The sequence below is a fragment of the Planotetraspora mira genome, from assembly GCF_016863275.1.
GTDB lineage: Bacteria > Actinomycetota > Actinomycetes > Streptosporangiales > Streptosporangiaceae > Planotetraspora > Planotetraspora mira.
In genome coordinates this window covers 316,799-342,465 of the sequence record NZ_BOOO01000004.1, presented here as the reverse complement: position 1 = coordinate 342,465, position 25,667 = coordinate 316,799, and the positions used below count along the sequence as shown (strand labels likewise).

Sequence of the window (25,667 nt, the reverse complement as noted above, 5' to 3'; positions counted from 1 at the left end):
GCACGTTCACCGGGCCCGCGCCGACCGGCTAGGCCTGGATGAAGTTGATGACGTCCTTGACGGTCTTCAGGTGCTTGAGCTGGTCGTCGGGGATCTCAACGCCGAACTCGTCCTGCGCGGCGACGGCGATCTCGACCATGGAGAGCGAGTCGATGTCGAGGTCGTCCACGAAGCTCTTCTCCGGGGTGACCTCGACCGCCGGGATGCCGGTGATCTCGTTGACGATCTTGCCGAGGCCAGCCAGGATCTCCTGCTCGGTCAGTGCCATGTCGCTAGTTCTCCTTGAATTCATGGATTATCTGGATCTTGTACGGCAAGCCGTACAAAGCATTACGGGAGCTCGATCACCTGGGAGGCGTAGGTGAGGCCCGCGCCGAAGCCGAGCAGCAGGGCGAGTCCGCCCGAGGGCACCTCGCCGCGCTCGATCATGCGGGACAGCGCCAGCGGGATCGACGCGGCCGAGGTGTTGCCCGCCAGGACGATGTCCCTGGCGATGACCGCGTTGTCGGCGCCGAGCTTGCGGGCGATCGCCTCGACGATGCGGAGGTTGGCCTGGTGGGGGATGAACGCGGCGAGTTCGGCGGGGTCGACGCCCGCACGCTCGCACGCGGCCTTGGCGACCGGGTGGAGCGCGGTGGTCGCCCAGCGGAACACGGTCTGGCCTTCCTGCTGGAGGAAGGAGTTGCGGTCCCTGACCATGATCGCTTCAGACTTGTCGCCGGCGCTGCCCCAGGCCACCGGGCCGATGCGGGGTGTCTCCGACGGGCCCACGACCGCCGCGCCCGCTCCGTCGGCGAAGATGACGGCGGTGGTGCGGTCGTCCCAGTCGACCCACTGGCTGAGCTTCTCGGTGCCGATGACCAGCACGTTCGTGGCCGACCCCGCACGTACGGCGTCGTTCGCCGCGGCGAGCCCGTAGCAGAAGCCCGCGCACGCGGCGTTGACGTCGAAGGCGCCCGGCGCCTCGATGCCGAGGCGGTGCGCGACCCGGCCGGCCGCGTTCGGGATCTGCGCCTCGAGGGTGCAGGTCGCCACGATGACCAGGTCGATGTCGCTGCTGGACAGGCCACTCGCGGCGAGGGCCTTGCCTCCGGCCTGGACCGCGAGGTCGATCTCCGACTCCTGCGGGCCCGCGACGCGTCGCTCCTTGATGCCGACGCGGCTCTGGATCCACTCGTCGCTGGTCTCGATCCGCTGCGCGAGGTCGTCGTTGGTCACGACATCGGCGGGCTGGTAGCCGCCGAACGCGAGAACCCTCGCGCCGGGAGAACCTTGGCTGAGCCTCACTTGAGCACCTCTCGGGCGGCGTCGAGATTGTCGGGAGTCTTGAGTGCGACGGTCTTCACGCCGGGAAGGCCGCGGCGCGCGAGTCCGGTCAGAGTGCCGCCGGGCAGCAGTTCGATCATCGCGGTGACGCCCTCCGCCGCCATGGTAGCCATGCAGGCGTCCCACCGGACGGGGTTGGCGACCTGCTTGACGAGGCGGTCGACGAAGTCGGGGCCGGTTGCGACCAGGGCGCCGTCCGCGTTGGACAGCAGCCTCACCGTCGGGTCGCCCGGGGTGATGCCGTCGGCGGCCTGACGCAGGTGGTCGACCGCGGGGGCCATGTGGACCGTGTGGAACGCGCCCGCCACCGACAGGGGGATCAGACGGGCCTTGGCCGGAGGATCGGCTTTGAAGGCCTCGAGCTGCTCCAGGGTGCCGCCCGCGACGATCTGGCCGGCGCCGTTGATGTTGGCGGGCGTGAGGCCCTGCCCGGCGATGGCGGCGAGCACCTCGTCCTCGGCGCCGCCGAGGACGGCCAGCATGCCGGTCTCGGTGACGGCCGCGGCCTTGGCCATCGCCTGGCCGCGTTCCCGGACGAGGCCGAGCGCCTCCTCGCGGGTGAGCACACCCGCGATCGCGGCGGCGGCGAGCTCGCCCACGCTGTGTCCCGCGACCAGGTCGGGCGTCACGCCGAGCACGTCGTAGGCGGCGAGGGCGGCGGCCACGAGCAGCGGCTGCGCGACCGCGGTGTCGCGGATCTCGTCGGCGTCCGCGGTCGTGCCGTACGCGATGAGATCAAGGCCGGCGATCTCCGACCACGCGGAGATACGGTCACGGAACTCGGGGATCTCAAGCCATGGGTTGAGGAAGCCTGGAGTCTGGGCACCCTGGCCCGGGGCGGCGATGACGAGCACGTAGTTAACCCTGCCCTGTAGAGGTTCGCCACACTGATGGAGATCCGAACGAACTTTGGGCCCGCTGGTTTGTGGGGTACCTACAGTTTCCGTTTCGCTGCGGTTAACGCGGGCCCACTACATTACGGACAGGCGGCCGAGTATGAGCCCCACCTGAAGCGTGAAAGCGGATCTGCCCTCCGTGGGCTGGTATCCGGTCAGCTCGGTGATCTTCTTGAGCCGGTAGCGCACGGTGTTCGGATGGACGAACAATAGCCGCGCGGTGGCCTCCAGTGAGGTTCCCTGCTCGAGATAGGTCGCCAGAGTGTCCAGGAGCGGCGTGCCCGCGAGGGGTTTGTAGACGTTCTCCACAAGCTGGGCCCTGGCGTCGTCGTCGCCGTCGAGGGCGCGCTCGGCCAGCAGGTCCTCGGCGAGGACAGGCCTGGGCGCGTCCGGCCAGCCGGAGGCCGCCCGCAACCCGGCGATGGCGGCGCGCGCCGAACTCGCCGCGGCGTGCAGGTCGGGCACCTCCGGGCCGATCACGATGGGCCCCGGGCCGAACCGGGGGACGACGCTGCGGGCCGCTTCCTTGACGCTCGCGGCGCCACCGACGATCACGATCAGGCGGTCGCCCTGCACTCCGGCGAGCAACTCGTGGCCCACCCTGCGGCCCTTGTCGCGGAGCCCGTCGATGATGCTCTGCGGGTCGTCGTCGGGCGCGTGGCCCGCGAAGACCATGACGGGCGCGGACGTCCAGCCGAGTGCCGCGGCCCAGGAGTGCAGGCCGTCGTCCACCTGCCCGCGCACCAGGGCGTCGACGATGAGCGCCTCCAGCCGGGCGTCCCAGGAGCCGCGTGCCTCGGCCTCCCGCGCGTACACCTGGGCCGCGGCGAAGGCGACGTCGCGGGTGTAGCGGAGCATCGCGTGGCGGAGCACGTCCGCCCCGCCGGGCGCGGCGAGCTCTTCGACCTGGGCCTCCACGACCTCCACGACGATGCGGACGAGGTCGACGGTCTGCTGGAGGGACACGCTGCGCTTGAGCTCGCGCGGAGCGGTGCCGAAGAACTCGATGCTCGGCGTGGGCCGTCCCTCGCCTGCGTGGCCGAACCATTCGACGAACGCCGCGATGCCCGCCTGGGCGACCAGGCCGACCCACGACCTGTCCTCCGCGGACAGCGCCCGATACCAGGCGAGCTGCTCCTCCATGCGGGCCATCGCAGCCGTGCCCAGGCTGCCCATCGCACGGTCGAGCCGGCGCGCCGTGTCCTCCTGGACCTTCACGTTCATGACGCCTCCCCGGCCGGCCACGCGAGCGGCGGTGTCATCGTGCCCATCGTCGTGCGCCTGTCGGCCGTCCTGCTCTCCCGCTCGCTCACGTCTCTAGCGTGCCAGGTCATCCGGGGTGCTGCGGCACCCGGCGCGGCACGGCGGGCCGGGGAGGCCGTTTGCGGCGGTCATCCGTACAGGTCCTAGATGACCGCGACCGCGGTGACCAGGCCGATGACGAAGTGGGTGACGGACAACAGGAGGGCGGCCGGCTGGAGGGTGGGCTCCTGGACGAGCTCGCGGACGGAGATCCCGGCGACCCGGTCGAACACCACCATTCCGAGCGTCTGCGCGACGATGCCGACCAGGCCGAACACGAGCGTGGCGAGCAGTCCCTCCCGAAGAACACCCCCCGACGACCAGATCGAGGCCGCCACGATCAGGCCGACGGCCGCGAGGCTGGAGGAGGCGAGCAAGGTCGCGTTCGGGTTGCGCTCCGTGCGGATCACCTTGCTCAGCCGTCCGGGCGTGGCCAGGTCGATGACGTAGAAGCCGGCGATGAGCAGCAGCACACCGAGGATCGCGTAGGCCAGGATCGCCAGCGAGCCGTGTCCCAGGACCTCGGCGAACGATGTGGCGGGGGGTGCGGGATTCATCGAGCGGTCGCTTTCATCCGTGGATTCGATGGGGGACGAAGGAGGAGGTGTCGTCGGTGATCAGGCCGGAGGTCTCGCGGATGCCGAGCCCGGCCGACTCGTCGTCGACCACCCAGGCGCCGAGGACCGGCCGCCAGCCGGAGAAGTCCGGCAGCGGAAGGAACTCCTGGTAGACGAATCCCTCGGCGCCGTAGTCGCCGTCGGTCTCGACCGTGACGCCGGGGGACACGACGCGCATGGACGCGCCCTCGCGGCCGAGCAGCGGCTTCTCGACGTATCCGGGGCCTTCTGCGAGGTCACGCGGGCCGTCGAGGTAGGCGGGGAGCAGGTTCGGGTGGCCCGGGTAGAGCTCCCACAGGACGGCCAGCAGCGCCTTGTTGGACAACAACATCTTCCACAGGGGCTCGATCCAGGCCATCGAGATCTGCTGGGCCATGGCGTGCGGCCCGAACGGCTCGGCGACGATCCACTCCCAGGGGTAGAGCTTGCATAGGGAACGGACCACTCGGTGCTCCATGTCGACGAAGCGCCGGTTGAGGGCGTCCCAGCCGATGTCCTCCATGGCGATCGCGACCGTCTTCAGCCCGGCCTGCTCGGCGGTCTCCTGGAGGTAGGCGAGCGTCATCACCTCCTCGCCCGTCTCGTCGGCGCTCGTCCAGGCGAAGTGGACCGGGCCCGTCGGCAACGTCAGCGCCTTCCACCGGTCGATCAGCCGTTCGTGGATGGAGTTCCACTGGTCGTCGTCGGGGAAGACGTCGCGTAACCAGAACCACTGGACGATGGAGCTCTCCACCAGGCTGGTCGGGGTGTCCGCGTTGTACTCCAGCAGCTTGGCCGGCCCCGTCCCGTCGTAACGCAGGTCGAACCTGCCGAAGACGTGCTGGTCACGCCGCCGCCAGGACTCCGCGACGGCCCCGCGCCAGGCGGGCGGGACGGCGAAGTCGGCGAGCCGGTCGTGGGCGACCACGTGCTCCGCGGCTGCGAGGCACATCCGGTGCAACTCCTCGACCTGCTCCTCCAGATCGAGGACCTCGTCCATGGTGAAGACGTAGTGGACGCCCTCGTCCCAGTAGGGCCGGGACAGGCCCTCGGGGTGGGCCGACCGGTGGAACGCGAGGCCCTGCGACTCCACGGTGGCGGCCCAGTCGTCCCTGGGCCGTGACGCCTCCCTGCGCATCAGCCGCCGCCGCCGACGTGGAAGCCGAATCCGCCGCGCTGGATGACCCGCCCCGACCGCGTCGATATCTGCGAGCCGGACGGCTTGATCATCGTCCCGTTGAGGACCCGCCCGGCCAGGCGGGCGCCGCCGTAGTACCACCCGTAGGCGCCGTGGGAGCCGTGGTAGCGCGTGTCGTCGCAGTAGTCGTCGCCGACCACGGTGTACGAGCCGTCAGCCTGGCGGCTCGAGGTGTCGACACAGTCCGCGTTCACCTCTTCGTAGCGGTTCTGCGCGACGCAGAATCCGACGACCAGGGTGGACAGACCGCCGATCATGCCGAGCTTGATTACGCTCGACTTCTTGAGGCCGCCCGTCCGCCGATGGATGGGCGGGGCCATCCCCATCGGCGGGGGAGCGGGCGCCCGGAGAGGCGGCTCCTGCCGAGGGGGACCTTGTGGAGGTCCCTCCTTCGGAGCGGCGTCCTCCTCGGCGGCGTCTTTGGGCGGGGCGGTGTCCTCGGGCGGGGTGTCCTCGGGAACGGCGCCCTTTGGCGGAGCACCCTCGGAGGTGGTGTCCTCGGCTTGGGCGTCCTTGGGGGCGGTGTCCTTGGGGGCGGCGTCGTGCGGGGTGGGGTCGTCAGGGGTGGGATTCTGCGGGGGGTTCTCCCCGGATTCCGTCATAGAGCTCCCCCCAGTAGTGAATCTGTGCAGATCAGTCGAACGATAGCGCCAGCCAGACGAACGGGACAGGGCGGTGTTTGGTTCCCGGGTGGCCGCACGGGTATGGCCCGCGCGCGCCGGACCCGCCCTCGGGTAGCGTGCCGGTGTGGATCCGGTCGACGCGCTGAAACGGATCGCCTTCCTTTTGGAACGGGCGGGCGAGCCCACCTATCGCGTCCGCGCGTTCCGCGGGGCGGCCGCCACTGTCGGAGGTCTCCCGCATGACGAGCTCGTACGGCTCGCGCGAAACGGCGGGCTCGGCGACCTCAAGGGCATCGGCAAGGTCACCGCTCTCGCCGTCACCGAGGCGCTGAACGGCGACGTGCCCACCTACCTACGGCGCCTGGAGGACACCGCCGACGTCGACCTGGACGAGGCGACGTCCGCGCTGCGCGCGGCGCTCAGGGGCGACCTGCACAGCCACTCCGACTGGTCCGACGGCGGGTCGCCGATCGAGGAGATGGCGGCCGCGGCGCGGGCGCTCGGCCATGAGTATCTGGCGCTCACCGACCACTCGCCCCGGCTGACGGTCGCGAACGGCCTGTCCGCGGACCGGCTCCGCGCACAACTCGACGTCGTCGAGGAGCTCAACGCCGGCTTCGCGGCCGAGGGCGGGGCGTTCCGGATCCTCACCGGGATCGAGGTCGACATCAACGCGGACGGCTCCCTCGACCAGGAGCCCGGCCTGCTGGAGCGGCTCGACGTCGTGGTGGCGAGCGTGCACTCGCAGCTGAAGATGGGTGCGGGCGACATGACGCGGCGCATGGTGACGGCCATCGCGAACCCGCACGTCGACGTGCTCGGCCACTGCACGGGCAGGATCGTGCAGGCGGGCGGCAAACGGGGCGGGCTGCGGCCGGAGTCGGCGTTCGACGCGGAGATCGTGTTCGAGGCGTGCAGGCGGTTCGGCGTCGCCGTCGAGATCAACTCGAGGCCCGACCGGCTGGACCCGCCGAAGCGGCTGCTGCGGCTCGCCTACGAGATGGGCTGCTCCTTCTCCATCGACTCCGACGCGCACGCTCCCGGTCAGCTCGACTGGCAGCGGTTCGGTTGCGCGAGAGCCGTACAGTGCGGGATCGGTGCCGACCGCGTCGTCAACACGCGACCGTGGGACGAACGGCACGCCTCGCGCGACGCCCCCGGGTGATGTCGCGAGGTCGTCTCGGGGTGATGGTGGTGTGGCGTCTGGGTGAGACGTTTTCGTGGGGTTTCACCGGGCTCGTCGGCGTAGCTTCGAATCATGGACCGCCGCGACGCCCTGGTGGAGGAGCTCCGCACCGGCGGCCGGCTCTCCGCCCGCGAGCTGGCGTCGCGCCTCGGAGTGAGCAGTCGCACCGTCATCCGGGACGTCGCGCGGCTGCGTGAGGCGGGCGTGCCCATCCGGCTCGACCCCGGCGGATACACCATCACGGGGCTGGAGTCGGTCAAGCGGTCGATCGACCAGGCGCTGCTCGGACGGCGGGTCCTGCGGATCGAGTACGGCGACGGGCGGGGCGCGGTGACGTCCCGGGACGTCGAGCCCGGCATCTGCCTCGGCGGCAGGGGCGGCCACTGGTACCTGGTGGCGTGGTGCCGCCTGCGGGACGACGTCCGGGTCTTCCGCCTGGATCGGATCGTGTCGGCGGCAGTCACCCGTGAGCGTTATCCGGAGCCCGCGCCCGACCGTCTCGCGGACCTCGCGAACGCCGTCGGAGTCTGAGAATCTCCGGCTTCACGCGATCCTTGACGCTCCCTCATCTGTAAGTAAAGCTTACTAATTATTTACTCCGGCTCGTGGAGGACGCCATGAGGCCTGCCGTACGGCACGATCGGGCCTCGGGGCGCGGCTCCCGGCTCGCCCGGCTCGCCATGGTGTCGTTCACGGCCGCGCTGCTCACCGCCGGAGCGGGCGTCGCCGTGCTGACCGGCGCCGAGCCGGCGGACGCCGCGGCGTTCGGCGACGTGGTGCCCGCGCCCGTCTCGGCCCAGCCGGCGAGCGGGACGACCTACACGCTGCCCGCCGGCGCCGGCATCCTCACCGAGGCGGGATCCGCCCAGGCCGCCGACGTCGGGACCTACCTGGCCGGGATCCTGCGGCCCTCGACGGGCTACGCGCTGCCGGTCTCCGCCGCGGGGACGGGTACGCCCGTGAGCGGCATCTCGCTCCTGCTCAGCGGCGCGGACGCGAGCGTGGGGCAGCAGGGCTACCAACTCGACGTGACGTCGGCCGCCGTGGTGATCCGGGCGCGGACGGTCACCGGCCTGTTCAACGGTGTGCAGACGCTCCGGCAGCTGCTCCCCGCCGAGGTCGAGAGCACGACGGTCCGCCCCGGCCCGTGGACGGTGCCCGGAGGGCGGATCGTGGACTACCCCCGCTTCGCCTACCGGGGGACCATGCTCGACGTCGCGAGGCACTTCCACCCGGTGGCGACGGTCAAGCGCTACATCGACAGGATCGCCCTCTACAAGATCAACTATTTGCACCTGCACCTGTCGGACGACCAGGGCTGGCGGATCGTCGTGGACGCGTGGCCCCGGCTCGCGACGTACGGCGGCAGCACCCAGGTGGGCGGCGGGGTGGGCGGCTACTACACCAAGGCCCAGTACCAGGACATCGTCGCCTACGCCGCGCAGCGGCAGATCACGATCGTGCCCGAGATCGACATGCCCGGGCACACCAACGCCGCCCTCGCGTCGTACGCCGAGCTGAACTGCAACGGGGTGGCGCCCGCCCTCTACACCGGCACGGACGTCGGCTTCAGCTCGCTGTGCACCTCCAAGGAGACGACCTACACCTTCGCGCAGAACGTGCTGAGCGAACTCGCGGCGATGACGCCGGGGCCGTACCTGCACATCGGGGGTGACGAGGCGAGCGCGACCTCCGCGTCCCAGTACGCGACCTTCGTGAACCGGGCGCAGCCGCTCGTCGCCGCGACCGGCAAGGCGGTCATGGGCTGGCACCAGATCGGCGCGTCGGCCGTGCAGCACTCGCCGGGCCGCGTCACGCAGTATTGGGGCCTGACCACCTCGGACTCCCTGGTGACCAACGCCGTGTCGAAGGGCGCGAAGGTCGTGATGTCCCCGGCCAACAAGGCGTACCTCGACATGAAGTACACCTCGGCGACGACGCCCGGGCAGAGCTGGGCGGGCTACATCGAGGTGCAGACGGCCTACGAGTGGAACCCCGGGACCTACCTCAGCGGAGTTCCGGAGACCGCCGTGCTCGGCGTCGAGGCGCCCCTGTGGACCGAGACCGTCGTCACCGAGGACCACATCGAGTCCATGGCCTTCCCTCGGCTGCCGGCGATCGCCGAACTCGGCTGGTCTCCGTGGTCCACGCACAACTGGACGGCCTTCCGCCAGCGGCTGGGCGCCCAGGGGCCGCGCTGGACGATCATGGGGATCGGCTTCTACCGGTCGCCCCAGGTGCCGTGGGCCACCGAGGGCCAGGGGGCCGTGCGGTACGAGGCGGAGAACGCCGTCATCTCGCGCGGGGTGGCCGAGTCGAACCACGCCGGGTTCTCCGGCACCGGCTTCGTGAACTACGACAACGCCGCGGGAAGCTACGTGCAGTGGACGGTGAACGCCGCGGCCGCGGGCGCGGCGACGCTCAGGGTGCGGTACGCCAACGGCACGACCACCGGCCGGCCCATGGACATCGCCGTCAACGGCGCGACGGCGGCCGCGGGCGTGGCCTTCGACGGCACCGGAGCGTGGACCACCTGGCAGACCCGGACGCTGACCGTCAACCTGAACGCCGGGACGAACACGGTCAGAGCCACCGCCACGACGGCCGGCGGCGGTCCCAACGTGGACTACATCGAGATCCAGCGGTGACCGGACCCGCGCGGCCCGGGGGGACGCGCGGCCGCCGTAAATGTCGGTGGGGTGGCCTACCGTCTCGCCTGTGAACCGTACCGACCGGCTCTACGCGATCGTCGAAGACCTGCGGGCGATCTCCCCACGCTGCAGGTCCGCCCGTGATCTCGCCCGCCGGTTCGAGGTCAGCTCGCGCACCATCGAGCGGGACATCGCGGCCCTGCAACAGGCCGGGGTCCCCGTCTACGCCGAGGTGGGGCGTAAGGGGGGCTACGCGCTCGACAAGAGCATGTCGCTGCCCCCGCTCAACTTCACCCCCGCGGAGGCCGTGGCCGTCGCGATCGCGCTCAACGGGGCCGACCGGCAGCCGTTCGCGGACGACGCCCGGAGCGCGTTGCGCAAACTCGTCGCCGCGATGCCCGGTCACGAGGGGGACCGGGCGCGGCAACTGGCGGGCCGCGTGCAGATCATGACCTCCGATACGCCCGAGAGGCCGGGAGACGGCCTGGTCACGAGAGTCGTCGAGGAGGCCGTCCTGCAGGGTGTCGTCCTCGAGATCGAGTACGCCGACGCCGAGGGCACGCTGACGGCGCGGCAGGTCGAGCCCGGCATGTTCGTCGGCGGGCGCACAGGCTCGTGGTATCTGGTGGGCTGGTGCAGGCTCAGAGAGGCCGTCCGCGTGTTCCGGCTGGACCGGATCATGGCCGCGGCGCTCACCCGGCAACGGGCGCCCGCCCGTCCGCTGGAGACCTTCGAGTCCGATCTCTCCGACATGATCGTCCGGCACCCCGCCCTGGACTGAAAGGGCGGGACCGAACAGAGGAAACAACTCCGACCGAAACACCGACAGGGGGTTGTCGCCACTCGCTGGGAAGCTTGATCCCGACGGCTTGGAGCATCTACAGCAGTGAGGAGGCCGCCCATGAGCGTGCCTGCGATCAACACCGTGGCGTGGTTCGAGGTGGCGAGCGACGACCCGGCCGCCGTGCGGCGTTTCTACGGCGACCTGTTCGGCTGGCGGTTCCAGATCGATGAGGATTCCGCGGCCGGGGGAGTGGACTACCAGATCATCAGATACTCCGATGACGAGAAGGCCCGCGGCGGCGTCTTCAGCACCGGAGGTTCGCGGCCGGGCCACGCGGTCTTCACCGTTCTCGTGGCGGATGTGACCGCCACCTGCGAGAGGGTCGAGTCTCTCGGCGGCAAGGTGGTCTCCCAGGTCGTGGGCAACGCCCACGGGCCCGACCTCGCCTACGTGCAGGACACGTCGGGCAACCTCGTCCAGATCTTCGCCGAGGCGGGTTCCTGACCCGCTGAAGCGATCCTGGGCCGTCCGATCGCCCGCCGGGACCCCGTTCCTGTGCTTCCCCCTCCGGCACTTCCCCCCACGGCGACCTGCCACCGGGCCGAGAGGGCGATCGGACGGCCCCTCCCGCGTTCGGCCCCTCCCGCGTTTCGGCGCGGTACGCCCCGTCGCGCAGGCGCGGGATGACGCCGGGCTAAGAAGAAGACGCGGTACGTCGGGCCCGCAAAACAGAAACGGCCCCCGCCGTGGCGGGAGCCGTACTGCTGAGTGAACCCTCGGAGAGGTCAGACGCCCATCGACTGGGTGTCGTTGGTCTCCGGAGTCGGGTGGCCGACCACCTCGGTCACGCCGTTCTTGAGGTGGTAGCGGGCGACGGCCTCCTGAAGCACTTCCTGCTTCATCTCGCCACGCTTGACCAGCTGGGTCAGCACCGCCAGCGTGATCGAGGCCGCGTCCACGTGGAAGTGGCGGCGCAGTGCCGACCGGGTGTCCGACAGGCCGAAGCCGTCGGTGCCCAGCGAGGACCAGTCTCCCGGCACCCACTGCGCGATCTGGTCGGGAACCGCACGCATGTAGTCGCTGACGCCCACGAGCGGCCCCGGCACGCCGGCCAGCTTGCTCGTCACGTACGGGATGCGCTGCTCGGCCTCGGGGTTGAGCAGGTTGTGCTCATCGACCGCGAGGGCGTCCCTGCGCAGCTCCGACCACGACGTGGCCGACCACACGGCCGCCGAGACGCCCCAGTCGTCGGCCAGCAGGCGCTGCGCCTCCAGCGCCCACGGCCCGGCGACGCCCGAGGCGACGATGTTCGCCTTCGGCCCGTCACCCGTCGCGGGAGCGAAGAGGTAGAGACCCTTGAGCACACCCTCGACGTCGAGGTCGGCCGGCTGGGCCGGCTGCTGGTAGGGCTCGTTGTAGACGGTGAGGTAGTAGAAGACGTTCTCGGGCTGGTCCCCGTACATCCGCCGCAGACCGTCCTTGACGATGTGCGCGATCTCGAACGCCCACGCCGGGTCGTACGACACGGCGGCGGGGTTCGTCGAGGCGATGAGCGGCGAGTGGCCGTCCTCGTGCTGGAGGCCCTCACCGTTCAGCGTCGTGCGGCCCGCGGTGGCGCCGAGCAGGAAGCCGCGGCCCATCTGGTCACCGAGCTGCCACATCTGGTCGGCGGTGCGCTGGAACCCGAACATCGAGTAGAAGATGTAGACCGGGATCATGTGCTCGCCGTGGGTGGCGTAGGCACTGCCCGCGGCCATCACCGACCCCATCGAGCCGGCCTCGCTGATGCCCTCGTGGAGGATCTGACCCTCGGTCGACTCCTTGTAGGACAGCAGGAGGTCGCGGTCGACCGCCTCGTACGTCTGCCCGTGCGGAGAGTAGATCTTGGCGGTGGGGAACATCGCGTCCACGCCGAACGTGCGCGCCTCGTCGGGGATGACCGGCACGAAACGGTGGCCGATCTCCTTGTCGCGCATGAGGTCCTTCAGGAGGCGGACGAACGCCATCGTGGTCGCGACGTTCTGCTTGCCCGAGCCCTTGGACAGCTGCTTGTAGACGTCGTCGCCGGGCAGCTTGAGCGGCTTGGCCCGTACTACGCGCTTCGGCAGGAACCCGCCGAGCGCGGCACGGCGCTCCTTCATGTAAGCGATCTCTTCGTTGTCCGGACCCGGGTGGTAGTAGGGCGGCAGGTCGCCCTCGAGGTCCTTGTCCGGGATCGGCAGGTAGAGCCGGTCGCGGAACTCCTTGAGCTCCGCCTTGCTCATCTTCTTCATCTGGTGCGTGGCGTTGCGCGCCTCGAAGTCCTTGCCGAGCGTCCAGCCCTTGATGGTCTGGGCGAGGATGACGGTCGGCTGGCCGACGTGCTCGCGGGCCGCCTTGAAGGCCGCGTAGACCTTGCGGTAGTCGTGGCCGCCGCGCGACAGCTTGCGGATGTCGTCGTCCGACATGTGCTCGACCATCTTGCGCAGCCGGGGGTCGCCGCCGAAGAAGTTGTCCCGGATGTAGCCGCCCGACTCGACCGAGTAGGTCTGGAACTGCCCGTCAGGGGTGGTGTTCATCTGGTTGACCAGCACACCGTCGACGTCCGCCGCGAGCAGCGGGTCCCAGTCGCGGCCCCAGACGACCTTGATGACGTTCCAGCCCGCGCCGCGGAAGTACGACTCCAGCTCCTGGATGATCTTGCCGTTGCCGCGCACCGGGCCGTCGAGCCGCTGGAGGTTGCAGTTGATCACGAAGGTGAGGTTGTCGAGCTCCTCACGCGAGGCGACCCCGATGGGACCGAGCGACTCAGGCTCGTCCATCTCGCCGTCGCCGAGGAAGCACCAGACATGGCTGCGGCTGGTGTCCTTGATCTTGCGGCTGAGCAGGTAGCGGTTGAACCGCGCCTGGTAGATCGCGGCGAGCGGGCCGAGGCCCATGGACACCGTGGGGAACTCCCAGAAGTCCTGCATCAGGCGGGGGTGCGGGTAGGAGGGCAGGCCGTGGAAGCCGTGCGACAACTCCTGCCGGAACGCATCGAGGTCGGTCGCCGACAGGCGGCCCTCCAGGAAGGAGCGGGCGTAGATGCCCGGCGCCGCGTGACCCTGGATGAAGACCTGGTCGCCCGACTCGCCGTGGTCCTTGCCGCGGAAGAAGTGGTTGAAGCCCACCTCGTACAGCGACGCCGCGGAGGCGTAGGTGGCGATGTGGCCGCCGACGTTGGTGTGCGCGTTGGCGCGGCTCACCATGACCGCCGCGTTCCACCGGATGTAGGCCCGGATCCGGCGCTCGACGTGCTCGTCGCCGGGGAACCACGGTTCCTTCTCCGGCGGGATGGTGTTGATGTAGTCCGTGCTGCGCAGGCCGGGGACACCGACCTGGTGTTCACGGGCGCGCTCCAGCAGGCGGAGCATCAGATAGCGGGCACGGGTGCGGCCCTCGGTCTTGATGACGTTGTCGAGCGATTCGAGCCATTCCTGGGTCTCGCTCGGATCGACATCAGGCAACTGGCTGGGTAGGCCGTCGCTGATGATCGAGAAACGCTGGCGTCCGGAAGCCACTGGGTCTCGCCTTCCGAGAATGGACATTGGTCACGTCGGATCTTGCTGAACTCTTGCCGGCTGGGGGTGCGTCCTGCTGGATCGCCGCTCCTCTTGGTCTTCCATCCTTGCTCTTCGGTCCAGAAAGCGCATCTCTACTCCCCGGTAACCAAAATGTCCCTGCTGGCAGCAGGGCTTGGATGGCTTAGACCACCGATGGTAGGACGATTTTGGCAAACCGCACACTTGCTCCGTGCGGTGGGGCCGATGTAAGCCGTCTGCGGGGCTCGTGCCCGTGGACGCTATACGACTCCCGTCGGGTACTTCCCCCCGGGACCGCCCTCTAAATGGCTGACGGGCCCCTTCTCTGGTGGCGTAAACATCGGTGGGTCGCCGGGCGGTCCGGGATGCCGGTTTTCGCAGATTTTCAGGGCGAGGCGTCCGCCGTTTCGTCCCGGCGCCGGCGGGTCCCCGGAACGGCAGGAGAGGCGTCGAGGGGGCGGCCGCTGTGATCATGACGGCGACGGCGGCCGGGCCCATATCCGCAGCGTAACGTTTTGGTATGTGTTGTCCCCTCCTCTCGAGAGGGTGGGGTTTCTCCTCTTTCCAGGTGGCGATAGCCGTATCAGGCTCAGAGAGGGAGGGGATCGAGATGCACGCAACCGTTGGCGACAGGCTCGTGGTGCACGGTGCCGTCGTCGGAGAGCACGACAAGTGCGGCGAGATCATCGAAGTGCGCGGGTCTGGTGGCGGGCCACCCTTCGTGGTCCTCTTCGAGGACGGGCACCAGGCGCTGGTCTTCCCGGGCCCCGACGCTGTGATCGAGCAAGGCCAGAGGGGATCGTAGTATCACGCTGTGAAGTCGAGGGAGATCCAGGTGCGCACCGGCTCGCGCGAGCGGGTCCACGACATCACCCAGGAGTGTGCGGATTTCGCGCGCGAGTCCGGCGAAGACGGGCTGCTGCACGTGTTCGTGCCGCACGCGACGGCGGGCATCGCGGTGATCGAGCTCGGATCGGGCAGTGACGATGATCTGCTCGCCGCTCTCGGTGATCTGCTTCCCGCCGACGACCGCTGGCGGCATGCGCACGGATCTCGGGGGCATGGGCGATCACATGTCATGCCCGCGTTCATTCCGCCGTATGCGACGGTTCCCGTGCTGGGCGGAAGGCTCGCTCTGGGGACGTGGCAGTCGGTCGCCGTGATCGATCTCAACGTGGACAACCCGAACAGGCGTGTTCGTTTGTCGTTTTTGTCCAATTAACAGATAACGGTGCGGGTCACCGGCCGTGGCGACCGTTGACGACGATGGGTCACAGCGTGTGGACTGTGCCGAAGCATGGCTCTCCGGAGCCGGACGACCGCACAAAAGAGCGGGGTCACCCAAGCAGGAGGGATGAACGTGAGCGCGACCGCGGGTCAGGCGCAAGGCGAGCGCGGCCTGGCCGAAAGACTCGGCCTCAAAGCCGGTCAGGTGGTGCAGGAAGTCGGCTGGGACGAGGACAGCGACGAGGCGCTGCGCCAGTCCATCGAGGAGCTGACCGGCAACGAGATGGTCGATGAGGACTACGAGGACGTCGTCGACGTCGTGCTGCTGTGGTGGCGCGATGAGGACGGTGATCTGTTCGACGCCCTCAGCGACGCGATGACCGCACTCGCAGACGGAGGCCAGATCTGGCTGCTGACCCCGAAGGCGGGGCGTGACGGCCATGTCGAGCCCAGTGACATCGGCGAGGACGCGACGACCGCGGGACTGTCCCAGACGAGCAGTGTGAGTGCTGCCAGGGACTGGTCGGGGACCCGGCTCGTCGCCCCGAAGGCTCGCCGCTGAGCTGACCCTGCCGTACGGCTCGGCTGCGCCGTACGGCAGGAATGGTGTGCGGACGACGTCCGGGAGGACAGTTCATGGCGGTAGAGGTCGGGGCGATGGCCCCGGACTTCGAGCTCAAAGATCAGCACGGTGCCCCTGTCAGGCTTTCCGGCCTTCGGGGCAGGAGGATTGTGCTCGTCTTCTACCCGCTGGCGTTCAGCCACGTCTGCCAGGGAGAGCTGTCCGCGATCCGGGACGAGTTCGTCGTCTCGGCGGCTGACGACGTCCAGGTGCTGACGATCTCGGTCGACTCGATGTTCAGCCACCGGGTCTGGGCGGACCAGGAGGGATATACCTTCTCCTTGTTGTCGGACTTCTGGCCACACGGAGAGGTGGCCAGGTCCTACGGCGTGTTCGACGAGGAGAAGGGGCTCGCTCTGCGCGGAACGTTCATCATCGATGCGCAGGGTGTCGTCCGCTGGAAGATCGTCAACGAGATCGGCTCCGCGAGGGATGTCGTCGAGTACCAGAAGGTGCTCGACGGCATCTGATCAGCTATTTCTCGTGATTTATCGCGTCTTAACCGGCCGAAGCTTGTCTTCTGGACCTCGTTCGAGTTACCTGAATCTTGTGTCCGGGTCTCCTTGCCCGGACTGCCTTTATGGGAGGCGAACATGCCCTGCTATCGGTGCGGGGCCCGGCAGACAGACCCTGTCCGTGGCGCCAGCCCCTGGAAGCGTGGAGTGCGCGACGAGACGCAGGTCCTGATCTGCCCGGACTGTCAGCGCGCCTGCGACCTCGATCTCGACGCGTGCCCTTCGTGCGCGTCCACTTCCCTGATCCGCCGCCTCGGCGAGGTCGAATGCCGCTCGTGCGGTTCCGTACGGCAGGCGCGGCCCGAAGAGCCGCACGTCGCGACGGGGAAGCCGAGTAGGTCCACCGGCGCGCCGGGGCTGCCCGCCGAGGTGGAGGCCGCCCTCGACCGTGTGCTCGGACGCTCGTGACCACCACTGAAACCCCAGGAGTCACACACGTGGACTATGTCGTCGGGCTCGACGTGGGCGGTACGACGATGAAGGGTGGCCTGGTCACGCGCGACGGCGAGGTGACGGCCTTCGAGGGACGTCCCACCGGGCGTGAGGAAGGTCCCCAGGCCGTGGTGGAGGCCGTCCGCGCCTACTCGGGCGAACTGGTCGAACTCGGCACCTCCCAGTTCGGGGCTCCACCGGCCGGCATCGGCCTGGCCGTACCCGGCATCGTGACCGCCTCCACGGCCGTCTACTCCGCGAACATCGGCTGGCGGAACATCCCGGCGTCCGCGTTCGTCCCCGAAGGCATCCCCACACGGCTAGGCCACGACGTCCAGACCGGCGGACTCGCCGAGAGCGTGCTCGGCGCCGGCCGTGAGGCCGACGACTTCCTGTTCCTGCCGATCGGCACCGGCATCGCCGGCGCCGTGATCATCAAGGGCGAGCCGTACGGCGGCTCCCGGGGCTGGGGCGGCGAGATCGGCCACGCGCCGGTGTGGCCGACGGGGGAGAAGTGCGCCTGCGGCCAGATCGGCTGCCTGGAGACCTATGCCTCGGCTTCCGCCGTGGCCCGGCGCTTCGAGACCCGCACCGGCCGTTCGGCGACCGCGAAGGAGGTCGTGGCCCTGGCGGCGGCCGGCGACCAGGTGGCCGCCCAGGTCTTCGGTGAAGCCGTCGAGGCGCTGTCGATCTCGCTCGCGACGTACGTCCTGCTGCTCGATCCTTCGGTGATCGTGCTGGGTGGCGGGCTGGGGGAGGCAGGCCGGGTCCTGTTCGACCCCTTGGAGGAGCAACTGGCCGGACGGCTGACCTTCCGGGATGCGCCTCCGCTGCGTCAGGCGGCCCTCGGCATGCGTGCCGGAATGCTCGGCGCGGCCCTTCTCGGATGGCGTGCGGCGGGGGCGTTCGACGTGGGGCGAGGCTGGTCGCTCGATGTGCTGAGAGGCGGCGGTGTGTCGTAAGGTGTAGTCCCGTCCGGGCGGTTAGCTCAGCGGTAGAGCACTCGCCTTACAAGCGAGGGGTCACTGGTTCGAACCCAGTACCGCCCACCAGGCAAAACGCACCTTTCTGATCTTGTTTTCCCCGGCTGTATGTGACACTGGTCGGCACGTGAGGCCGCTCGGTCGGATCTTTCTGTCGCAAGATGCCAGAATTCACGCGGTGGATCGAGGCTGATAGCAGCCATCAGTGAGTGGCTGTGACAAGCACTTTTGAAACGCACCCCAGGCGGTCCAGCAGCGGGCGTACCCCGGGCTTCTCGGTCCCGGGAAACCAGCGCCTCCGAATCGGGCGTCAGGCCCCACACCGGAGGCGTGTCAGCATTATCACCGTGTGTGCAGCCGGTCCATTGCTGCTTGGCTGTCGTCGTCCGCGGCGCGGCAGATCATCAGCCGTTGGTCGGGGTCTTGAAGTGGCATGAGTACTTCGAAGTGGACTGCGATTTCTCCGGCGTCGGGATGCCGTATCACCTTGTGTCCGCGGCCGTTGATTTTGACGTCGCGTTGGGCCCACAAGCGTGCGAACTGCTCGTTGTGAGTGATGCACTGGGAGATGAGTTCGTTCAGAACCTGGTCCTCCGGATATGCGGCCCACGCGGCGCGCAGGTAGGCGATTCCCTCCCGCACGACGCGTTCGCGGTCGACGTAGTACTCGCGTGTTTCCGGATGGATCAGGCACAGCCACATCGAGTTGCGCTGCTGGGGCGGCAGGGTGTCGAAATCGATGAGCAGCCTCCCCATTTCGGGATTCCAGGCCAGGATGTCGTAGCGGTGGTTCAGCACCATGGCCGGCAGCGGGGACAGGTCGGTGACCAGCCGGGCCAGCGGCGGTGCCGCCGTGGTGGGGGGCTTGGCGGTGGTGCGGGGGCGTTGCCGGGTGAGGTCGTAGAGGTAGGTGCGTTCGTCGGGGGCCAGGCGCAGGGCGCGGGCCAGCGCTTCGACCACGTCGGCTGAGGGCCGCAGCGGGCGGGCCTGCTCCAGCCGCACAAGGTAGTCGATGCTGATCCCGGCCAGTTCGGCGACCTCTTCGCGGCGCAGTCCGGGGGTGCGCCGGGCCTGCCGGCGCACGGGCAGACCGACGTCACGCGGGTCAAGGCGCTCGCGTCGGGTGCGCAGGAACGCAGCCAGCTCCTGGGCCGGGTCCACGGCGCGGGTCGTCATGCCCTGTCCAACAGGCTGGGTGGGAGTGGTGTTCCCAGGAAGCGTCTTCCCTTACCCCTGGCTGCTGGCGGTCGCAGGCTGGTAGCCGACGTTGGATCACGAGCACAGGAGAACACGATGTCGCTGACCCTCGACACCTACCGGCTGCTGGGCCGCTCCGGGCTGCGGGTCTCACCGCTGGCGCTGGGCGCGGCGACCTTCGGCACCGAGTGGGGCTGGGGCGCCGAGCGCGAGGAGGCGCGCAAGCTGTTCGATCGTTACACCGAGCTAGGCGGCAACTTCTTCGACACCGCCAGCACCTACACCAACGGCAGTTCCGAGCGGCTGCTGGGCGAGTTCACCCGCACCAACCGCGACGGACTGGTGCTGGCGACGAAGTACTCGACGCTGCGCCAGCCCGGTGACCCCAATTCCGGGGGTACGCATCGCAAGAGCATGCTGGCGTCGGTGGAATCCAGTCTGCGGCAGCTGAACACGGACTACATCGATCTGCTCTATCTGAACGTATGGGACTTCAGGACGCCGGTGGAGGAGATCCTGCGCGGCCTGGACGACCTGGTGAGGCAGGGCAAGGTTCTGTACGTGGCGATCTCCAGCGCGCCGGCCTGGCAGGTGTCGCGCATGCAGACGATCGCCGACCTGCGCGGCTGGTCGCCGCTGGTCGCACTGGAGATCGAGTACAGCCTGATCGAGCGTACCGGGGAGCGTGACCTGATCCCCATGGCACGCGAGATGGGACTGGGCGTAGTCTCCTTCTCCCCGCTGGGCGGCGGGGTGCTCACCGGCAAGTACAGCCGGGAGGACCTGAACCCGACGGGCCCCGTTGCCGGCGAAACCGCCAGCAGCCGCAAGAGCCTCAACGCCGCCCTGGGAATGGTCACCGAACGTACCCTTGCCATCGCTGATGTGGTGAAGGAGGTGGCCTCGGAGCTGGGCCACACACCCGCCCAGGTCGCACTGGCCTGGACCCTGAACGCCCCGGGCGTGACGGCACCCATCATCGGCGCCCGCACTATCGCGCAGCTGGAAGACAACCTGGGCGCCCTGCAGGTCGACCTCACTCCTTCCCAGCTGGCCCGCCTCGGCGAGGTCAGCGCCATCGACCTCGGCATTCCGCACGGCCTGCTCGCCAGCGACCACATCCGCACGGTCACCACAGGCGACATGAAGATCGAAACCCGCAGCTGATCCACTTCATGAACGGCAACATCCAGACATAGCACCACGTTTTTGATGATGGAACGGAGCAACCTCGGCATGGGTAGGTACAGCGACAAGAATGTGGTGATCACGGGTGGCAGCAGCGGCATGGGGCTCGCGGTAGCGGAGCTGCTGGCGCAAGGCGGAGCCCGCGTGGTGATTACCGGCCGTTCTCAGGCCACGCTCGACGCGGCGCGCAAGCGGCTCGGTGAGAATGCCGTGGCCGTCCGGGGCGATGTGGCCTCACTGTCCGACCTGGATTCGCTCGCCGGCCGTGTGAAGAGCGAGCTCGGCTCGATCGAGGCTCTGTTCGTCAACGCCGGCATCGCACCCCACACGCCCCTTGAGTCGACGACCGAGGAGGTGTACGACGAACTGTTCGCGATCAACGTCAAGGGCGCCTTCTTCGCTGTGCAGAAGCTCGCCCCGCTGCTGAGCACGAACGCCGGCGTCGTCCTCACCACCTCGATCGCGAACGTCATCGGCATGGTGGACACCAGCGTCTATGCGGCCGGCAAAGCGGCGCTGCGCTCGATGGCCCGCACCTTCTCCGCCGAGCTGCTTCCGCGAGGAATTCGTGTCAATGCGATCAGCCCGGGTCCCATCGACTCGGGGATTCTGGAAACGATGATGTCCAAAGAGGCCGCCGACCAGTTCAGGGCGGAGCGGATCGCGAGTAACCCCATGGAGCGTTACGGCACCGTCGAGGAGTTCGCCAAGGCGGCCGCGTTCCTCGCCTTCGACGCCACGTACACCACCGGTATCGAGCTGGCCGTGGACGGCGGCGAAACCCAGCTCTGAGCTCGCCCTGCCGCTCTGCCATGGGCTCAGGCCCGGCCATGACCGACCGAGAGACTTCCATCATGACTGTCCAGAGACCATACGCCGTCGTCCTGCGCGAGCATCGCAGGGATCTGGCTCAGCCGCCCAGCTCACTGCTCGAGGTGGTCACGCTCCCTCCGCAGAAGCTGGCCGCCGGCCAGGTCCGGGTGCGGAACCTGTACCAGCAGGTGATCGCGGCGAACGGCGACCTGATGTTCGAGACCACTCAAATCCCGGTGCCCGCCTTCCGGGTCGGCGAGCCGGTCTACGGCACCGCGATCGGCACGGTCGTCGAGTCACGTGTCGACGGCCTGCCGGTGGGAACCGTCGTGCTGCACATGTCGGGCTGGCGCGAGGAGAGCATCCTGGGGCCGGGCAAGGCGTTCCCCGTGCCCGACAGCGTCTTCCCCGGTCCCGAGTACCTGCTCAACCAGGGCGTGCCCGCCTACCACGGCATCGTCGACATCGCCGCCGTCGGCGACGGTGACGTCGTCCTCGTCAGCGGAGCCGCCGGCGGCGTCGGGTCGATGGCCGCGCAGATCGCCAAGGCACGTGGCGCCGCGTACGTCATCGGCATTGCCGGCGGGCCCGAGAAGACCCGCTACCTCGTCGAAGAGCTCGGCCTCGATGCCGCCATCGACTATCGCAACGACGACCTCGACGACCGGCTCACCGAGCTCGCCCCCGACGGGATCACCGCCTTCTTCGACACCATCGGCGGCTCCCAGTTCGAAGCAGCACTCCGGCACACGGCGTTCGGCGCCCGCTTCGCGCTGTGCGGCACCCTCGCCGGGCAGGTCAGCGGCGGCGACGGCGGGCACCCCCGCTTCGACATCATGACCGCGCTGGTTCACGAGGTGCAGATCCGCCCCTTCACCACCAGGCACACCCCCGACCAGGTCCAGGCCTGGAACACCCACTATGCCCAGTGGTACGACGAAGGCCGGATCAGGTTCGCGCACACCCTCCTCGAAGGCACCCTCCAGCGCGTCATCACCGCGCAGGACGAGCTCCTCGCCGGCGTACACCGCGGCAACGTCATCGTGAGGCTGACCGCATAGGCGAGATTCACGATGACGCGGCGGCGCTGGTCCCGCCGCAGTCTCAGCTCCCCTGCCCCGGCGGCAGTCCCGACGTGGACGGGCCGGGTGCCAACGCTCAGGTCCCACGTGATCGCACCCCCGCGCATCAGCCCCGGACTGGAGATGGGTGAAGACCCGGTGCCAGATGCCTCTAGGCTTGACTTACAAGCGAGGGGTCACTGGTTCGAACCCAGTACCGCCCACCTGGAAAACGGGGCGCGTGTCATTAGCGTGCCATTAGCGGGCGCGGATGATCTCGCTTGGACACCACTCGCCTTGGGCGCGACCACTTTGTGATCTTGCCGTTCACCGCATTGGCGAATCGTGCGGTTGGCCTCGGTGTCCTGTGCTGACAGATCAACGCGGTGGAGGCGGCGAGGGCGCGATCACCTGGGGAGACGCGCGCGTTTGTCGGCAGGCCGAATCGCCTGCTCAAGTCCTCTGATTGGCTGGGCCGCGCTGAGGACCTGTACATACAGTGACGGCATGAGCGCGCAACCACACGAGTTCACCCCCGAAGGCTCCCTACCGGAGAAGAACCTGCGCGCCATCCGTAGAGCGTTGGTCGTGCCGCAGGACCGAGATGGGTTCGACGCAGGGTTGAACGTCGTCTTGGCTGAGGTTCGCGCCAGTTTGGACCTTGGTCGGCTGAACGAGTTCATCCATACCTGGTGGCTTGTCGCGTGCGATTCGATCAAGGATCAGCAGGGTCGCAGAGATCTTTACGAGCGGGCTGCTCGTGTCCAGGAACCGAGCGATGCCGGTCGGCCGATCCCGCGAGGCGACAAGACGTGGCGTCAACTACTGGCTGATCGCGGGGTCGAGCGGTAGGTGTACTCGATCGTCGAGCCCGATCCTGTCGCCCAAGACCAGATCGCGGCCCTTCCCGAGGATGCCTTGCGGTATCTGGTCGGAGTGCTGGACTTGATTGAGTTGGAGCCGTGGGCCGGCGGACCGTAAGCGCCGAGTAAGCCCGATGGCAACATGCGGGTCATGCCGTTCGGAGAACGTGGGCTCATGACCTATCTGGTGCTGGAGTCTCAACGCCAGGTGTACATCGTCCGTGTGCAGTGGATCTAGCTTGATCCTGGTACTGCGGTCGTGCTTGGTCACTGGCGCGTCGATGGCATGTACTGGGTGCCACTGGCGACGCTGACGCACGCCAGCCACATACGTCAGGCATGTCCCGGGACAGACAGCTAGGACAACGTTCAGTCTGCCGAATTGTGCTTATTAAAGATCAAGCGGCGGCGCGGCGCGCCGCCGTACCAAGCGAACTCGCCGACGCCAGCCCCCCGCGCCACCGCCAAACGTAGTCAGAGCTCAAGCACCATCAGGATCTCGTCGCGATCGTCACCGGGCGCGAGCCGGAGCGCACCAGGCCACCGGCCGATCTCTTTCCAGCCCAGCCGCCCATAGAAGTCTTCGAGCCCTACTCCACCCCGGGCGGCGAGATGGAGCTGTTCGAGCGCCATCTCTTCGCGCGCAAGGCGGCGCAGACGGTGCATCAGCGCGGCCCCGATGCCCCTGCCGCGGAAGCCGGTATGTGTCTGGACGTGATGGACCGTGCCCCAGTGAGCGATCAACGGGTTGGCGTCGCTGCGCACGTTCAGCCACCCAGCGAGCGTCCCATCGACGCAGGCCAGGAGGAATCGACTGCGTTGTGGAGCGAGGCCGGCAATGATCTGATCAGCGACCACCGCCACCTGATCGAAGTTGACAGGTGGGAAGGGAAAACCGGCCGCGCCCCCGGCGTTGGTCACCGTGACCCAGCACTCGATCATCTCCCGTCGCAAGTCGGACGACATCTCAAGTGGGCTGGTGATCTGCAGGAACTCAGGAGTCTCCTCGTGCATCATGGCCGCAGCCTGGCATACGCCTCCGACAGGACAAGAAAGACCGCCTCCGGCGGGGGCCTCCGGCTCCGGGATGATCGCCTGCGCACAAGTCGGGGCCATAGGTGGTTGCGACGGGAAGATCAACAGGGAGGACGTGCGGGCATGCGCCCCTGGCTGTGCAGTACTGCACCGAGTACTGCAACGCGGGCACATGGCCGCTCATAGCCACCGGCGTCCATCACCGCTCAGGAGGGTGGTCCGATCGTGGAGCGGCAGGAACGCGGGCCGAGCAAGGTCGGTCGGCTTACGCTCGGAGATCGAATCAGGAGCGGGGCCTCTGGCCGGGCTTCTCCGCACACTCCCTACCGTTCAGCGGTAAGGGTGGATTGGCGAAGTTGCGTAGAGGGCTCGGATATTGCTTTGCCGAACTCGGACGGGTTGCATAATTTTGCCGGATGGTAGAAATCAACACCGAGCGACTCACCCTGCGGGACTGGCGAGACTCCGACCTGTCGCCGTGGGCGGCCATGAACGCCGACCCGGAGGTCCGAGAGCACCTCGGGCCGCTTCTTACTTCGGAGCAGGCCGCGGCCTCGATGCGCAGTTTCCAGGAAGACCTAGACCGGAACGGCTTCAGCTTCTGGGCTGTGGAGGTTCGCGACACGGGGGAGTTCATCGGGTTCACTGGCCTCGACGTGGTGGATGAGGGAATGCCGTTCACCGGCGTGGAGGTTGGCTGGCGACTGTCCCGGTCGGCTTGGGGGCACGGGTACGCCACGGAGGCGGCGCTCGCGGTGTTGCAATACGGCTTTGACAAGCTCGGGTTGACCGAGATCTTGGCGGTAACCACAAGGACGAACGTGCGCTCGCAGGCCGTGATGCGCCGGATCGGCATGACCACGGACCCGACTGAGGACTTCGACGACCCCGAGGTGGACGACGGTCCGCTGCGCCGGTGCGTGCTGTACCGCAAGCGCGCGGATCCTAAGCGGCTGAGGCAGACCTGATCACCCCTGGTCGTCATACAGGAACAAGATCCGGAACATGCCCGGAATGACCTTGCTCCAGCCGAGAGGGACCGAGCGATCACCCGCAGGTCAGCGCGTCCCCAGGCCCAGAAACGGTGATCCACTTCTAATCCGATGGCCCTCTGAGCAGGCTGAACCGCTGCCGTCCTATTGCGGTGAATCGAGGCAGACGGGATCAGCGTGCCTTGAACCGCCCTCTCGGAGCCCAGGGGCTGACGCGAATCTGTTGCGTGCGGTAGGGACGTTGGCAGTCTCCTTCCGGTTCAGGGATTGGCCTGTCGAACTCGTCCTGGAAGCTTGACTCGAGAGCGCTGACGATCGTACTGATGACGGTGTGAATATCACTACTGTGGCGATCAGGCGAGTTGGGAATGGATCAGCGGAAATATGTGACAAATGCAGGCGCTCTTATTCGTCGTCTATCCGAATGATCTCGGATGTCGAGTCCGCGACTCGAATGTTTCAATCAGGGTTCCATGCTCTCGTAAGGCATCGATTCGGCCGATACCAAAGAGTTTCGTCAAGCCCGGTTTTTATATATCCATCCAATAATCTAATGGAAATAGACCCAGCCCCCGCCGCCACTTATAACCCTCTCGCGTGATTCGAAGCCCACTCTC

General features: G+C 68.2%; 26 protein-coding genes and 1 tRNA gene. 17 read left to right on the top strand and 10 right to left on the bottom strand.

All coding sequences use genetic code 11. The features are described 5' to 3' along the window. Positions 1–28: 28 nt before the first annotated feature. The 7 genes from Pmi06nite_RS05130 to Pmi06nite_RS05100 form a co-directional block, all read right to left on the bottom strand. Complete coding sequence (locus tag Pmi06nite_RS05130) at positions 29–268, bottom strand: acyl carrier protein (protein WP_203951643.1); 240 nt, start codon at positions 266–268, stop codon at positions 29–31. A 62-nt stretch (positions 269–330) separates the two neighbouring features. Beyond that, the gene (locus Pmi06nite_RS05125; RefSeq protein WP_203951642.1) at positions 331–1,287 is read right to left on the bottom strand and encodes a beta-ketoacyl-ACP synthase III; all 957 of its coding nucleotides are present in this window, start codon (positions 1,285–1,287) and stop codon (positions 331–333) included. Beyond that, a complete protein-coding gene (locus tag Pmi06nite_RS05120; protein WP_203951641.1) occupies positions 1,284–2,180 on the bottom strand; it encodes an ACP S-malonyltransferase in 897 nt (298 codons plus the stop codon). The genes Pmi06nite_RS05125 and Pmi06nite_RS05120 overlap by 4 nt, the downstream gene beginning before the upstream one ends. Before the next feature lie 117 nt (positions 2,181–2,297). Next, complete coding sequence (locus tag Pmi06nite_RS05115; protein WP_239113666.1) at positions 2,298–3,446, bottom strand: PucR family transcriptional regulator; 1,149 nt, start codon at positions 3,444–3,446, stop codon at positions 2,298–2,300. A 182-nt stretch (positions 3,447–3,628) separates the two neighbouring features. Then, entirely contained in the window at positions 3,629–4,081 is a 453-nt protein-coding gene (locus tag Pmi06nite_RS05110) for a DUF350 domain-containing protein (RefSeq protein WP_203951640.1), read from the bottom strand. Between the two features lie 13 nt (positions 4,082–4,094). Further along, complete coding sequence (locus tag Pmi06nite_RS05105) at positions 4,095–5,258, bottom strand: glutathionylspermidine synthase family protein (protein WP_203951639.1); 1,164 nt, start codon at positions 5,256–5,258, stop codon at positions 4,095–4,097. After that, on the bottom strand, positions 5,258–5,920 hold the full coding sequence (locus Pmi06nite_RS05100; protein WP_203951638.1) for a hypothetical protein: 663 nt from the start codon (positions 5,918–5,920) through the stop codon (positions 5,258–5,260). The genes Pmi06nite_RS05105 and Pmi06nite_RS05100 overlap by 1 nt, the downstream gene beginning before the upstream one ends. A 145-nt stretch (positions 5,921–6,065) precedes the next feature. Here Pmi06nite_RS05100 and Pmi06nite_RS05095 point away from each other — a divergent pair, with 145 nt between their 5' ends. The 5 genes from Pmi06nite_RS05095 to Pmi06nite_RS05075 all read left to right on the top strand — a co-directional run bounded on the left by Pmi06nite_RS05095 (position 6,066) and on the right by Pmi06nite_RS05075 (position 11,066). After that, positions 6,066–7,106 carry a PHP domain-containing protein gene (locus Pmi06nite_RS05095; RefSeq protein ID WP_203951637.1) on the top strand — a complete coding sequence of 347 codons (1,041 nt, stop codon included), beginning with the start codon at positions 6,066–6,068 and terminating at the stop codon, positions 7,104–7,106. 93 nt (positions 7,107–7,199) lie between these two features. Further along, positions 7,200–7,658: a helix-turn-helix transcriptional regulator gene (locus Pmi06nite_RS05090; protein ID WP_203951636.1), complete on the top strand. Its 459-nt coding sequence runs from the start codon at positions 7,200–7,202 to the stop codon at positions 7,656–7,658. A 74-nt stretch (positions 7,659–7,732) separates the two neighbouring features. Then, positions 7,733–9,775 (top strand): family 20 glycosylhydrolase, encoded by a 2,043-nt coding sequence (locus tag Pmi06nite_RS05085; RefSeq protein WP_239113665.1) that lies wholly within the window; start codon positions 7,733–7,735, stop codon positions 9,773–9,775. A gap of 70 nt (positions 9,776–9,845) precedes the next feature. Beyond that, positions 9,846–10,559 (top strand): helix-turn-helix transcriptional regulator, encoded by a 714-nt coding sequence (locus Pmi06nite_RS05080; RefSeq protein ID WP_203951635.1) that lies wholly within the window; start codon positions 9,846–9,848, stop codon positions 10,557–10,559. A 120-nt stretch (positions 10,560–10,679) separates the two neighbouring features. Next, complete coding sequence (locus Pmi06nite_RS05075; protein WP_203951634.1) at positions 10,680–11,066, top strand: VOC family protein; 387 nt, start codon at positions 10,680–10,682, stop codon at positions 11,064–11,066. A 281-nt stretch (positions 11,067–11,347) separates the two neighbouring features. On the opposite strand, the gene aceE is transcribed toward Pmi06nite_RS05075, so the two are convergent. Further along, a complete protein-coding gene (aceE, locus tag Pmi06nite_RS05070; protein WP_373317249.1) occupies positions 11,348–14,101 on the bottom strand; it encodes a pyruvate dehydrogenase (acetyl-transferring), homodimeric type in 2,754 nt (917 codons plus the stop codon). A 631-nt stretch (positions 14,102–14,732) separates the two neighbouring features. Here aceE and Pmi06nite_RS05065 point away from each other — a divergent pair. The 7 genes from Pmi06nite_RS05065 to Pmi06nite_RS05035 all read left to right on the top strand — a co-directional run bounded on the left by Pmi06nite_RS05065 (position 14,733) and on the right by Pmi06nite_RS05035 (position 17,970). Next, positions 14,733–14,927: a DUF1918 domain-containing protein gene (locus Pmi06nite_RS05065; RefSeq protein ID WP_203951633.1), complete on the top strand. Its 195-nt coding sequence runs from the start codon at positions 14,733–14,735 to the stop codon at positions 14,925–14,927. A 9-nt stretch (positions 14,928–14,936) separates the two neighbouring features. Then, positions 14,937–15,344, top strand: a complete 408-nt coding sequence (locus Pmi06nite_RS05060) for a secondary thiamine-phosphate synthase enzyme YjbQ (protein ID WP_203951632.1) — start codon at positions 14,937–14,939, stop codon at positions 15,342–15,344. Between the two features lie 138 nt (positions 15,345–15,482). Continuing rightward, entirely contained in the window at positions 15,483–15,911 is a 429-nt protein-coding gene (locus tag Pmi06nite_RS05055) for a DUF3052 domain-containing protein (RefSeq protein ID WP_203951631.1), read from the top strand. Positions 15,912–15,985: 74 nt separating this feature from the next. Then, positions 15,986–16,441 carry a peroxiredoxin gene (locus tag Pmi06nite_RS05050; RefSeq protein WP_203951630.1) on the top strand — a complete coding sequence of 152 codons (456 nt, stop codon included), beginning with the start codon at positions 15,986–15,988 and terminating at the stop codon, positions 16,439–16,441. Positions 16,442–16,633: 192 nt separating this feature from the next. Continuing rightward, complete coding sequence (locus Pmi06nite_RS05045; protein WP_239113664.1) at positions 16,634–16,894, top strand: hypothetical protein; 261 nt, start codon at positions 16,634–16,636, stop codon at positions 16,892–16,894. A gap of 29 nt (positions 16,895–16,923) precedes the next feature. Continuing rightward, positions 16,924–17,880, top strand: a complete 957-nt coding sequence (locus Pmi06nite_RS05040; protein ID WP_239113663.1) for an ROK family protein — start codon at positions 16,924–16,926, stop codon at positions 17,878–17,880. A gap of 15 nt (positions 17,881–17,895) precedes the next feature. Then, a tRNA-Val gene (locus Pmi06nite_RS05035) sits at positions 17,896–17,970 on the top strand. A gap of 273 nt (positions 17,971–18,243) precedes the next feature. On the opposite strand, the gene Pmi06nite_RS05030 is transcribed toward Pmi06nite_RS05035, so the two are convergent. Next, positions 18,244–19,077 (bottom strand): helix-turn-helix transcriptional regulator, encoded by an 834-nt coding sequence (locus Pmi06nite_RS05030; RefSeq protein ID WP_203951628.1) that lies wholly within the window; start codon positions 19,075–19,077, stop codon positions 18,244–18,246. 117 nt (positions 19,078–19,194) lie between these two features. Between Pmi06nite_RS05030 and Pmi06nite_RS05025 the strand changes: the two genes are divergently transcribed. From Pmi06nite_RS05025 to Pmi06nite_RS05010, 4 genes are all read left to right on the top strand, one after another. Beyond that, the gene (locus Pmi06nite_RS05025; protein WP_203951627.1) at positions 19,195–20,265 is read left to right on the top strand and encodes an aldo/keto reductase; all 1,071 of its coding nucleotides are present in this window, start codon (positions 19,195–19,197) and stop codon (positions 20,263–20,265) included. Between the two features lie 48 nt (positions 20,266–20,313). After that, on the top strand, positions 20,314–21,078 hold the full coding sequence (locus tag Pmi06nite_RS05020; protein ID WP_239113661.1) for an SDR family oxidoreductase: 765 nt from the start codon (positions 20,314–20,316) through the stop codon (positions 21,076–21,078). A 62-nt stretch (positions 21,079–21,140) separates the two neighbouring features. Further along, positions 21,141–22,160 (top strand): MDR family NADP-dependent oxidoreductase, encoded by a 1,020-nt coding sequence (locus Pmi06nite_RS05015; protein WP_203951626.1) that lies wholly within the window; start codon positions 21,141–21,143, stop codon positions 22,158–22,160. Positions 22,161–22,667: 507 nt separating this feature from the next. Continuing rightward, complete coding sequence (locus Pmi06nite_RS05010; RefSeq protein WP_203951625.1) at positions 22,668–23,012, top strand: DUF6247 family protein; 345 nt, start codon at positions 22,668–22,670, stop codon at positions 23,010–23,012. Between the two features lie 485 nt (positions 23,013–23,497). Here the strand turns inward: Pmi06nite_RS05010 and Pmi06nite_RS05005 are convergent, their stop codons facing one another. Beyond that, positions 23,498–24,040 (bottom strand): GNAT family N-acetyltransferase, encoded by a 543-nt coding sequence (locus Pmi06nite_RS05005; RefSeq protein ID WP_203951624.1) that lies wholly within the window; start codon positions 24,038–24,040, stop codon positions 23,498–23,500. 434 nt (positions 24,041–24,474) lie between these two features. Here Pmi06nite_RS05005 and Pmi06nite_RS05000 point away from each other — a divergent pair, with 434 nt between their 5' ends. Then, positions 24,475–25,026, top strand: a complete 552-nt coding sequence (locus tag Pmi06nite_RS05000) for a GNAT family N-acetyltransferase (RefSeq protein ID WP_203951623.1) — start codon at positions 24,475–24,477, stop codon at positions 25,024–25,026. The last annotated feature ends 641 nt before the right edge of the window (positions 25,027–25,667 follow it).

Coding starts and splice junctions, on each gene's coding strand:
- Pmi06nite_RS05010 (WP_203951625.1), top strand. CDS start 22,668: ATGAGCGCGCAACCACACGAGTTCACCCCCGAAGGCTCCCTACCGGAG.
- Pmi06nite_RS05105 (WP_203951639.1), bottom strand. CDS start 5,258: ATGCGCAGGGAGGCGTCACGGCCCAGGGACGACTGGGCCGCCACCGTG.
- Pmi06nite_RS05100 (WP_203951638.1), bottom strand. CDS start 5,920: ATGACGGAATCCGGGGAGAACCCCCCGCAGAATCCCACCCCTGACGAC.
- Pmi06nite_RS05110 (WP_203951640.1), bottom strand. CDS start 4,081: ATGAATCCCGCACCCCCCGCCACATCGTTCGCCGAGGTCCTGGGACAC.
- Pmi06nite_RS05005 (WP_203951624.1), bottom strand. CDS start 24,040: ATGATGCACGAGGAGACTCCTGAGTTCCTGCAGATCACCAGCCCACTT.
- Pmi06nite_RS05050 (WP_203951630.1), top strand. CDS start 15,986: ATGGCGGTAGAGGTCGGGGCGATGGCCCCGGACTTCGAGCTCAAAGAT.
- Pmi06nite_RS05115 (WP_239113666.1), bottom strand. CDS start 3,446: ATGAACGTGAAGGTCCAGGAGGACACGGCGCGCCGGCTCGACCGTGCG.
- Pmi06nite_RS05130 (WP_203951643.1), bottom strand. CDS start 268: ATGGCACTGACCGAGCAGGAGATCCTGGCTGGCCTCGGCAAGATCGTC.
- Pmi06nite_RS05020 (WP_239113661.1), top strand. CDS start 20,314: ATGGAACGGAGCAACCTCGGCATGGGTAGGTACAGCGACAAGAATGTG.
- Pmi06nite_RS05015 (WP_203951626.1), top strand. CDS start 21,141: ATGACTGTCCAGAGACCATACGCCGTCGTCCTGCGCGAGCATCGCAGG.
- Pmi06nite_RS05025 (WP_203951627.1), top strand. CDS start 19,195: ATGTCGCTGACCCTCGACACCTACCGGCTGCTGGGCCGCTCCGGGCTG.
- Pmi06nite_RS05065 (WP_203951633.1), top strand. CDS start 14,733: ATGCACGCAACCGTTGGCGACAGGCTCGTGGTGCACGGTGCCGTCGTC.
- Pmi06nite_RS05090 (WP_203951636.1), top strand. CDS start 7,200: ATGGACCGCCGCGACGCCCTGGTGGAGGAGCTCCGCACCGGCGGCCGG.
- Pmi06nite_RS05075 (WP_203951634.1), top strand. CDS start 10,680: ATGAGCGTGCCTGCGATCAACACCGTGGCGTGGTTCGAGGTGGCGAGC.
- Pmi06nite_RS05030 (WP_203951628.1), bottom strand. CDS start 19,077: ATGACGACCCGCGCCGTGGACCCGGCCCAGGAGCTGGCTGCGTTCCTG.
- Pmi06nite_RS05000 (WP_203951623.1), top strand. CDS start 24,475: ATGGTAGAAATCAACACCGAGCGACTCACCCTGCGGGACTGGCGAGAC.